The sequence below is a fragment of the Diaphorobacter sp. genome, assembly GCF_050251835.1.
GTDB lineage: Bacteria > Pseudomonadota > Gammaproteobacteria > Burkholderiales > Burkholderiaceae_C > JBFXIE01.
Genome location: NZ_JBFWLZ010000058.1, coordinates 1 through 9856, shown reverse-complemented (window position 1 = coordinate 9856; position 9856 = coordinate 1). Strand labels below are relative to the sequence as shown.

The 9856-nt window shown below is 65.9% G+C and carries 4 protein-coding genes, 2 tRNA genes and 2 pseudogenes; 3 read left to right on the top strand and 5 right to left on the bottom strand.

From position 1 onward, the window contains the following. Positions 1-107: 107 nt before the first annotated feature. Positions 108-959 (top strand): annotated as a pseudogene (gene icd, locus AB7E35_RS14155) (NADP-dependent isocitrate dehydrogenase); the annotation flags it as partial. Between the two features lie 146 nt (positions 960-1105). Here icd and AB7E35_RS14150 read toward each other — a convergent pair. The 3 genes and pseudogenes from AB7E35_RS14150 to AB7E35_RS14140 form a co-directional block, all read right to left on the bottom strand. Beyond that, positions 1106-1181 (bottom strand) — tRNA-Asn (locus tag AB7E35_RS14150). Between the two features lie 52 nt (positions 1182-1233). Next, positions 1234-1309, bottom strand: a tRNA-Asn gene (locus tag AB7E35_RS14145). 155 nt (positions 1310-1464) lie between these two features. Further along, positions 1465-1791 (bottom strand): annotated as a pseudogene (locus AB7E35_RS14140) (YbaN family protein); the annotation flags it as partial. A 118-nt stretch (positions 1792-1909) separates the two neighbouring features. On the opposite strand from AB7E35_RS14140, the gene def reads away from it, so the two are divergent. After that, positions 1910-2449, top strand: a complete 540-nt coding sequence (gene def / locus AB7E35_RS14135) for a peptide deformylase (RefSeq protein ID WP_428162804.1) — start codon at positions 1910-1912, stop codon at positions 2447-2449. A gap of 79 nt (positions 2450-2528) precedes the next feature. Here the strand turns inward: def and AB7E35_RS14130 are convergent, their stop codons facing one another. Both AB7E35_RS14130 and map read right to left on the bottom strand, forming a co-directional pair. Beyond that, on the bottom strand, positions 2529-5195 hold the full coding sequence (locus tag AB7E35_RS14130) for a [protein-PII] uridylyltransferase (RefSeq protein WP_428162803.1): 2667 nt from the start codon (positions 5193-5195) through the stop codon (positions 2529-2531). 45 nt (positions 5196-5240) lie between these two features. Next, positions 5241-6056: a type I methionyl aminopeptidase gene (gene map, locus AB7E35_RS14125; protein WP_428162802.1), complete on the bottom strand. Its 816-nt coding sequence runs from the start codon at positions 6054-6056 to the stop codon at positions 5241-5243. Between the two features lie 210 nt (positions 6057-6266). Between map and purL the strand changes: the two genes are divergently transcribed. Further along, positions 6267-9856: phosphoribosylformylglycinamidine synthase (gene purL / locus AB7E35_RS14120; RefSeq protein WP_428167785.1), on the top strand; the 3590-nt coding region annotated here is incomplete at its 3' end.

Below are 9856 nucleotides of genomic sequence, written 5' to 3'. Positions count from 1 at the left end.
TGGCCTGTATGCACAAGGTGCTCACGATCATCAACGCCGTTCTCAAATCCGGCGTGCCTTGGCAAGTGAGTTATCCACATGCTGGAGCTATCTCAAAATGACTTGACTTTGAACACAGTTGCTCTCCTGTGAAGGAGCCGGAAAAGACCAACATGGTGATCTTTCGCGAGAACTCCGAGGACATCTACGCCGGCATCGAGTTCGAGGCCCAGTCGGACAAGGCCAAAAAGCTCATCCAGTTTTTGCGCGACGAGTTTGGCGTGCGCAAGATCCGCTTTCCCGAAACCTCGGGCATCGGCATCAAGCCGGTGTCGCGCGAGGGCACGCAGCGCCTGGTGCGCAAGGCCATTCAGTACGCCATCGACAACGACAAGCCCAGCGTGACCCTGGTGCACAAGGGCAACATCATGAAGTTCACCGAAGGCGCCTTCCGCGACTGGGGCTATGAGCTGGCGGCGCAGGAATTTGGCGCCACGCTGATCGACGGCGGCCCATGGATGCGACTGAAGAACCCGCGCACGGGCCGGGAGATCACCGTCAAGGACAGCATTGCCGACGCCTTTTTGCAGCAAATTTTGCTGCGCCCGGCCGAGTACAGCGTGATTGCCACGCTAAACCTGAACGGCGACTACATCTCGGATGCGCTGGCGGCGCAGGTGGGCGGCATCGGTATAGCGCCGGGCGCCAACCTGTCCGATAGCGTGGCGATGTTCGAGGCCACGCACGGCACGGCGCCCAAATATGCGGGCAAGGATTACGTCAACCCTGGCTCCGAGATTCTTTCGGCCGAGATGATGCTGCGCCACATGGGCTGGACGGAAGCGGCAGACCTGATCATCAGCGCCATGCAAAAGTCCATCTTGAGCAAAAAGGTGACCTACGACTTCGCGCGCCTGATGGAAGGGGCAACCCAGGTGAGTTGCTCGGGCTTTGGCAAGGTGATCATCGAAAGCATGTAACTGCCCTGGCTGCGTCTGCAGCCTTGCACGGCCCGCCTTGCTGGCGGGCTTTTTCGTGTTTGCGTCAGGGAGCAGCCACCACGCTGCCGCTGCTTGCGGCGAACCAATAAAAAGGCCGTTCCAAAATGCATTGGAACGGCCTTGAGTGGCTCCTCGACCTGGGCTCGAACCAGGGACCTGCGGATTAACAGTCCGTCGCTCTACCGACTGAGCTATCGAGGAATGATCGGTGAAATTTTTTGCGCGCCTTGTGCAATTGCAAGGCTTTGAATTTTGGCTCCTCGACCTGGGCTCGAACCAGGGACCTGCGGATTAACAGTCCGTCGCTCTACCGACTGAGCTATCGAGGAACAAGCCCGCGATTATATACAAGAAAATCAGCTACTTTTGAGTCGCGCCACTTTGTTCGGCGGCGCAGAGCAGCAGCCGGCGATCAGCGCAGCGGCTCTGGGCGCAGCCACAACCAGATCAGCACGCAGGCCATGCACACCAGAGCGCTGATGGCAGCCCAGCGGGGGATGTGCGCCACCAGCAGCACCAGCGCGCTCAGCGCCATCAAGAAGGTGGCGCTCCACTTGGCGCGGCGGCTGACGCGCCCGCCGTTGGCCCAGTTGCGCAGCATGGAGCCGAACAGCGGGTGAAACCACAGCCAGCGGTACAGCCGCGGCGAGCTGCGCGCAGCGGCCCAGCCTGCTATCAGGATGAACACGGTGCTCGGCAGGCCGGGTACAAGAATGCCGACCAACCCCAGCGCCAGGCACAACGCCGCCAGCACCAGCAGCAGCCATCGCACCGGCGCAGGCAGCGGCGCTTGTTCGGGTGCCGGTGGCATGGGTTCGGGGGGGCGAGGCATGGGTGTCATTGTGAAGGCGTCGCGGGGTATGCTCCAAGACCAGAAAGCCTTGTGGATACCGCCATGCCCTTTGGTGGCCCTGGCCTGAAGACCCTCCATGACCATTCGCACTCTCTTGAAGATGGGTGACCCGCGACTGCTGCGGCTCGCCCGGCCCGTCACCAGCTTTGACACGCCCGCGCTGCACCGGCTGGTGCACGACATGCGCGACACCATGCGCGCTGCCAACGGCGCAGGGCTGGCAGCGCCCCAGATCGGCGAGGATTGGCAGGTGGTGATTTTTGGCTCGGGCGAGCCCAATCCGCGCTACCCGGGTCGCCCCATCGTGCCGCCCACGGTGCTCATCAACCCCGTGATCACGCCGCTGGGTCCCGAGGAAGAAGACGACTGGGAGGGTTGCCTTTCCGTGCCCGGCCTGCGCGGCAAGGTGCCGCGTTTCACGCGCATCCGCTACAGCGGCTTTGACCCGCAGGGCGCGCCCATCGACCGCGTGGCCGAGGGCTTTCATGCACGGGTGGTGCAGCATGAGTGCGATCACCTGATCGGCAAGCTGTACCCGATGCGGGTGAGCGACTTCACGCAGTTTGGCTACACCGAGGTGCTGTTTCCGCAGATCGGCGATGTCGAAGATGAGTAATGGTCAAATTGGCACTCAGCGCTTATGCAGAAATCGCTGAAAGCTATTATTTTGATAGTGAAAAGACGATGTCTAATGCCTACTGATCTGCCAGCGCCTGCAGCAGCTCGGTCTCGATCTGTATCTGGCGTGCGTTGCTCTGCAGTTCGGGGCCATGCACCAGGAACACGTCTTCCACCCGCTCGCCCAGGGTGCTGACCTTGGCCAGTTGCACGCTGAGACCATGGCGCGACAGTACTTGCGCCACCAGGTACAGCAGGCCGGCGCGGTCGCTGGCGGAGATGCTGATGAGCCAGCGCTGGGCCCGGTCGTCGGGGCGCAGCGTGACGCGCGGCGCAATGGGGAAGCTTTTGACGCGGCGCGACACGCGCTTGCGCCCGGGCTCGGGCAGGGGGCGCTGGTCTTCAATGGCGCGCAGCAGGTCGTTTTCGACCATGTGGATCAGCTCGCGGTATGCGCCCGCCTGGCTGGAGGCCACGACCTGGAAGGTGTCCAGCGCATAGCCGTTGTTGGCGGTGTGCACGCGCGCGTCCAGGATGGAAAAGCCCGCGCGGTCAAAGTAGCCGCAGATGCGCACGAACAGGTCGCTCTGGTCGGGTGCATACACCAGCACTTGCAGGCCCTCGCCGGCCAGCGACTGGCGCGCGCGCACCACGGGCTTGCCGGCGCCCACATGGCGCGACAGATGGCGGGTGTGCCAGGCGATGTCGGCAGCCTCGTGGCGCATGAAGTAGCTCACGTCCAGCGTGTCCCACAGCTTTTTGTGCGAGCCGTAGGGCATGGAGACAAGCGCCAGCGCCACCAGCGCCTCGCGCTTGCGGGCCTCGATCTCGGCCGCAGCGTCGGGCGCGCGTCCGCCCAGGGTGCGTAGCGCGCTTTGGTACAGGTCTTCCAGCAGCTTGCCCTTCCAGGCATTCCACACCTTGGGGCTGGTGCCGCGGATGTCGGCCACGGTGAGCAGGTACAGCGCGGTCAGGTAGCGCTCGTTGCCCACGCGCTGGGCAAAGGCGGCGATCACGGCGGGGTCTGATAGATCCTGCTTTTGCGCCACATTGCTCATGGTGAGGTGCTCGGCCACCAGAAACTCGATCAGCCGGGCGTCGTCCCGCCCGATGCCGTAGGGGCCGTGCTGGCGGCAAAAGCGCCGCGCCTCGACCGCGCCGATCTGCGAATGGTTGCCGCCGCGGCCCTTGCCGATGTCGTGAAACAGCGCCGCGATGTACAAAATCCACGGCTTGTCCCAGCCCGCTGCCAGTTGTGAGCACGCGGGGTATTCATGCGCGTGCTCGGCCATGAAGAAGCGCCGCACGTTGCGCAGCACCATCAGGATGTGCTGGTCCACCGTGTACACATGGAACAGGTCGTGCTGCATCTGCCCCACGATGCGCCGGAAGGGCCAAAGATAGCGCCCCAGCACCGAGGTCTGGTTCATGAGTCGCATGGCATGCGTGATGCCCGAGGGCTGCTGCAGGATTTGCATGAACCGCGCGCGGTTGACGGGGTCGCGGCGAAACTCGCTGTCCATCACGCCCCGGGCGTTGTACAGCGCGCGCAGCGTGCGCGCCGACAGGTCCTTGAGTCCCACGGTGGTCTGGTAGAGCAGGAAAGTCTCCAGGACGGCGTGGGGTTCTTTCTCGTACAGGTCGTCGCTGGCCACTTCGATCAGGCCGGCTTTTTCAAAAAAGCGCGGGTTGATCGGGCGCAGCTCGTGCGTGGAGGGGTTGAGCCGCTCCTCGATGCCCAGCAGCAATATCTGGCACAGCTGCGATACGGCCTTGGCGGCCCAGTAGTAGCGGCGCATCAGCGTCTCGCTGGCGCGCATGGCCAGGCGCTGGCCATCCGGCGCAGTGGAGCGGTAGCCAAAGGCTTCGGCCACGGCCGTCTGCAGATCGAACACCAGGCGGTCTTCGCGCCGCCCCGCCAGCGCATGCAGGCGCGCGCGGATCAGCAGCAGCAGCGCTTCGTTGCGCTCGATCTGCTGCACCTCGAAGGGCGTGGCCAGCCCGCTGGCCGCCAGCTCGCGCCAGTTGCGGCCCAGCCCCGCGGCGCGCGCCACCCACAGGATGAGCTGCAGGTCGCGCAGGCCGCCGGGCGACTCTTTGCAGTTGGGCTCCAGCGCGTAGGGGGTGTCTTCGTACTTGGTGTGGCGCTGACGCATCTCCAGCGTCTTGGCGACCAGAAAGGCCCGCGAGTCCATCTGCGCGTCGTAGCGCTTGCGAAACGCATCGAACAGCGCCGCATCGCCGCACAGCAGGCGCGACTCCAGCAGCGCAGTCTGCACCGTCACGTCGGCGGCGGATTCGCTCAGGCATTCGGCCACGGTGCGCACGCTGGAGCCCACCTCCAGCCCCGCGTCCCAGCAGCTGCCGATAAAGGTCTCGATGGGGGAACACTGCGTGCTGCCAATTCCTTCCGCGGGCAGGCCTGGGTTCAGGTCAAAGCCATCGGGTAGCAGCACCAGCACATCTACGTCGGAGTAGGGCGACAGTTGCCCGCGCCCGTAGCCGCCCACGGCCAGCAGCGCCATGCCGTCGGGCAGCTGCGCCTGCGCCCACAACTGGCACAGCATCCTGTCAGCCAGGGCGGACAGCTTGCGCAGCAGACTGCGCACGCCGCGTGTGGAGGCACCAGGCTCGCGCAGCTTGGCCAGCAAAGCGGCCTTGTCCTGGCGGTAAGCGTCGCGCAGCGCATGCAGTTGCGCCAGGTCAGGCGGATTGGAGTGCGGGCAGTGAGGTCTTGAATGCATGAAAAATCACCAGCAATAACCGTGCGCGCCCGTCATCTGCCGTGCTCAGGTGGTGGTAGCCGTGACAAACGGGGGCAGCGGCGGCGAGCCGGCGGACAGTGTCAGCACGTCGTAGCCCGTATCGGTCACCAACACCGTGTGCTCCCACTGGGCCGACAGGCTGCGGTCTTTGGTAATGATGGTCCAGCCGTCGTTGCCCAGCTCCTTGATGTCGCGCCTGCCCAGGTTGAGCATGGGCTCGATGGTGAAGGTCATGCCGGGTACCAGCTGCTCGCCCGTGCCGGGGCGGCCGTAGTGCAGCACCTGCGGGTCTTCGTGGAACTTCTGGCCGATGCCGTGGCCGCAGAACTCGCGCACCACTGACAGGCCGTGGCCCTCGGCAAATTTCTGGATGGCGTGGCCGATGTCGCCCAGGCGCGCGCCCGGCTTGACCTGCAGGATGCCCAGCCACATGGCCTCGAAGGTCAGCGCGGACAGCCGCTTGGCGGCGATCGAGCATTCGCCGATCAGGTACATGCGGCTGTTGTCGCCGTACCAGCCGTCCTTGGTGATCACGGTGACGTCCACGTTGACGATGTCGCCTTTTTTCAAAGGCTTGTCGTTCGGAATGCCGTGGCACACCACATGGTTGACCGAGGTGCACAGGTGGCCGGGGTAGGGCGGATAGCCGGGCGGCTGGTAGCCCACGGTGGCGGATACGGTGCCCTGGGCCGCCATGCATTCGGCGCCCAGGCGGTCGATCTCGGCGGTGGTGATGCCTGGCTTGATGTGAGGGGCGATGTAGTCCAGCACTTCGGACGCCAGGCGGCAGGCTTCGCGCATGCCGGCAATGCCCTGCGCGTCTTTGATGGTGATGCTCATGGCAGAAATTATCCCATTCGCATTTCTCCCCTGCTGCCGAACGGCTGGAGGCGCGTTGCGCCCCCGTTTGCGGGCAGCCTGCGCCCGCAGGGGCTGGCCGTTAAAATGGCGGGCTTCGCAGAATCCGCGCCGCAGGGTGCCGCAGCCCCATTCAGCGGCTGCCGCGTCCGCGGCCCGATTGCCATTTTCCCTATCACATAGGCCGCTACCGTGACCTTGCATATCACCTCGCTGGAGGGCGGCAATGCCCTCAGCACCTTCCGCGTCCAGCAACTGCAGCCCCGGCTGCAGGCCATCCACTCCAAGATCGAAGGCATTGCGGCGCGCCATGTGCATCTGGTTGCCAGCGACGCGGCGCCCGATGCCGCCGCGCGCGAGCGCCTGGCCGCGCTGCTGACCTATGGCGACCCCTACACCGGCCCGCACGACGGCGTGGTGCTGTACGTCACGCCGCGCCTGGGCACCGTGTCGCCCTGGGCCTCCAAGGCCACCGACATCGCCCACAACTGTGGCCTGGCGGTGCGCCGCATCGAGCGCATCACCGAATACCGCATTCAGCTCAAGGGCGGCCTGCTGGGCGGCAAGCCGGCGCTGAGCGCCGAGCAGCTGCAGCAGATCGCCGCGCTGCTGCACGACCGCATGACCGAGTCCGTGGTTGCCACGCTGGACGAGGCGCAGCAGCTGTTCACCGAGCTGCAGGCCGAGCCCATGGCCTTTGTCGATGTGCTGCAAGGCGGGCGCGCGGCGCTGGAGGCCGCCAACAAGGCCTGGGGCCTGGCCCTGGCCGACGACGAGATCGACTACCTGGTCAACGCCTTCAAGGGCCTGGCGCGCAACCCCACCGACGTGGAGCTGATGATGTTCGCCCAGGCCAACAGCGAGCACTGCCGCCACAAGATTTTTAACGCGCAGTTCACCATCGACGGCGTGGCGCAAGACAAGAGCCTGTTCGGCATGATCCGCAACACCGAGGCCGTGTCGCCCCGGCACACCGTGGTGGCCTATGCCGACAACGCCTCCATCATGGAAGGCAGCGAGGTCGAGCAGTTCATTGCCAAATTCGAGTCTTTCGCCCAACAGGCAAGCGCTCCCAGCTATCAAAAACGTAGTGCTACCCACCATGTGCTGATGAAGGTGGAGACGCACAACCACCCCACGGCCATATCGCCGTTCCCGGGTGCTGCCACCGGAGCAGGGGGCGAGATCCGCGACGAGGGCGCCACAGGCCGTGGCTCCAAACCCAAGGCGGGCCTGACCGGCTTCACCGTGTCCAAGCTCTGGGGCAGTGAGGTGGGCCGGCCCGAGCACATCGCCAGCCCGCTGCAGATCATGACCGAGGGGCCGCTGGGCGGCGCTGCGTTCAACAACGAGTTCGGCCGTCCCAACCTGACGGGGTACTTTCGCGAATACGAGCAGCAGGTCGGCGACATCACGCGCGGCTACCACAAGCCCATCATGATCGCGGGCGGCCTGGGCACGATCGACGCGCAGCTCACCCAAAAGATCCTGTTCCCCGCGGGCACGCTGCTGATCCAGCTGGGCGGCCCCGGCATGCGCATCGGCATGGGCGGCGGCGCGGCCAGCTCGATGGCCACAGGCACCAATGCGGCAGAGCTGGACTTTGACTCGGTACAGCGCGGCAACCCCGAGATCGAGCGCCGCGCGCAGGAGGTCATCAACCACTGCTGGGCGCAGGGGGCGGACAACCCCATCCTGGCCATTCACGACGTGGGCGCGGGCGGCCTGTCCAACGCCTTCCCAGAACTGACCAACGACGCCGGCCGCGGCGCGCGCTTTGACCTGCGCGCCGTGCAACTGGAGGAATCCGGCCTGGCGCCCAAGGAAATCTGGTCCAACGAAAGCCAGGAGCGCTACGTGCTGGCCATCGCGCCCGAGTCACTGGCGCAGTTCACGGCATTTTGCGAGCGCGAGCGCTGCCCCTTCGCCGTCATCGGCACGGCCACCGAGGAGCGCCAGCTGGTGCTGGAAGACACGGCTGTCGAATCCGGCGACCAGAAATACCCCGTGGACATGCCCATGAACGTGCTGCTGGGCAAGCCGCCCAAGATGCACCGCGACGTGCAGAGCGTGCAGCGCAGCTTTGCGCCCCTGGACGTGGACGGCCTGCCGCTGGAGAAGGCCGTGATAGAGGTGCTGGCCCACCCCACGGTGGCGTCCAAGCGCTTCCTCATCACCATCGGCGACCGCGCCGTGGGCGGCCTGACCCATCGCGACCAGATGGTGGGCCCCTGGCAGGTGCCCGTGGCCGACGTGGCCGTGACGCTGGCCGACTTCCGTGGCTTTGCCGGCGAGGCCATGGCGATGGGCGAACGCACGCCACTGGCCGCGCTCAACGCGCCCGCGTCCGGCCGCATGGCGGTGGCAGAAAGCATTACCAACCTGCTGGCCGCGCCCATTGAGCTGCCTCGCGTGAAGCTGTCCGCCAACTGGATGGCCGCCTGCGGCGAGCCCGGCGAAGACGCTGCGCTGTACGCCACTGTGAAGGCCGTGGGCATGGAGCTGTGCCCGCAGCTGGGCATCTCCATCCCGGTGGGCAAGGACAGCCTGTCCATGCGCACGCAGTGGAGCGAGGGCGGCGAGACCCGCAAGGTAACCTCGCCCGTCAGCCTGATCATCACCGCGTTCGCCACGCTGGCGGACGTGCGCGGCACGCTCACGCCGCAGCTTGATGCCAAGGAAGACGACACCACCCTGGTGCTGATCGATCTGGGCCGCGGCAAGATGCGCATGGGTGGCTCCATCCTGGCGCAGGTGCTCAACCAGACCGGCGACGAGACGCCCGACCTGGACGATGCCAAGGACCTGATCGCCCTGGTGGATGCCGTGAACGCGCTGCGCGCGAAGGGCCAGATTTTGGCGTATCACGACAAGGGCGATGGCGGCCTGCTGGCCACCGCAGCCGAGATGGCCTTCGCAGGCCAGGTGGGTGTGGCGCTGAACGTGGACATGCTGGTCACCGAGGGCGACGGCATCTCCGACAGCCGCATGGAAACCGGCGACGCCAAGAACTGGGCGCAGCAAGTCAGCGGCCGCCGCGACGAGCTGACCCTGCGCGCGCTGTTCAACGAAGAACTGGGCGTGGTGCTCCAGGTCAGGACCAGTGAGCGCAACGAGGTCATGCAGACGCTGCGCGCCCACGGCCTGGCGAGCTGCAGCCACTTTGTGGGCAAGACGCGCCCGCTGTCTTCGCCCATCGACGCGGGCAAGGGCCAGCTGCAAGTGTGGCGTGACGCCAAGGCCGTGTTCAGCGCCAGCCTGTCCGACCTGCACCAGGTCTGGGACGCTGTCAGCTGGAAGATCTGCCAGCAGCGCGACAACCCCGTCTGCGCCGACAGCGAGCACGCCGCCGCGGGCGACCCCACCGACCCCGGCATGCATGTGCATCTGACGTTCGACCCCGCGGACAACGTGGCGGCGCCCTTCATTGCCACCGGCGCCCGCCCCCGCGTGGCCGTGCTGCGCGAGCAGGGCGTCAACTCGCACGTCGAGATGGCCTACGCCTTCACCGAAGCGGGCTTTGAGGCGTTTGACGTGCACATGACCGACCTGCAAACCGGCCGGGCCGACCTAGCGCAGTTTGCCGGTGTGGTGGCTTGCGGCGGCTTCAGCTACGGCGACACGCTGGGCGCGGGCATTGGCTGGGCGCGTTCCATCACCTTCAACGAGCGCCTGTCGCAGCAGTTCCGCCAGTTCTTTGCGCGCACCGACACCTTCGGCCTGGGCGTGTGCAACGGCTGCCAGATGTTTGCCGAGCTGGCCGACATCATCCCCGGCGCGCA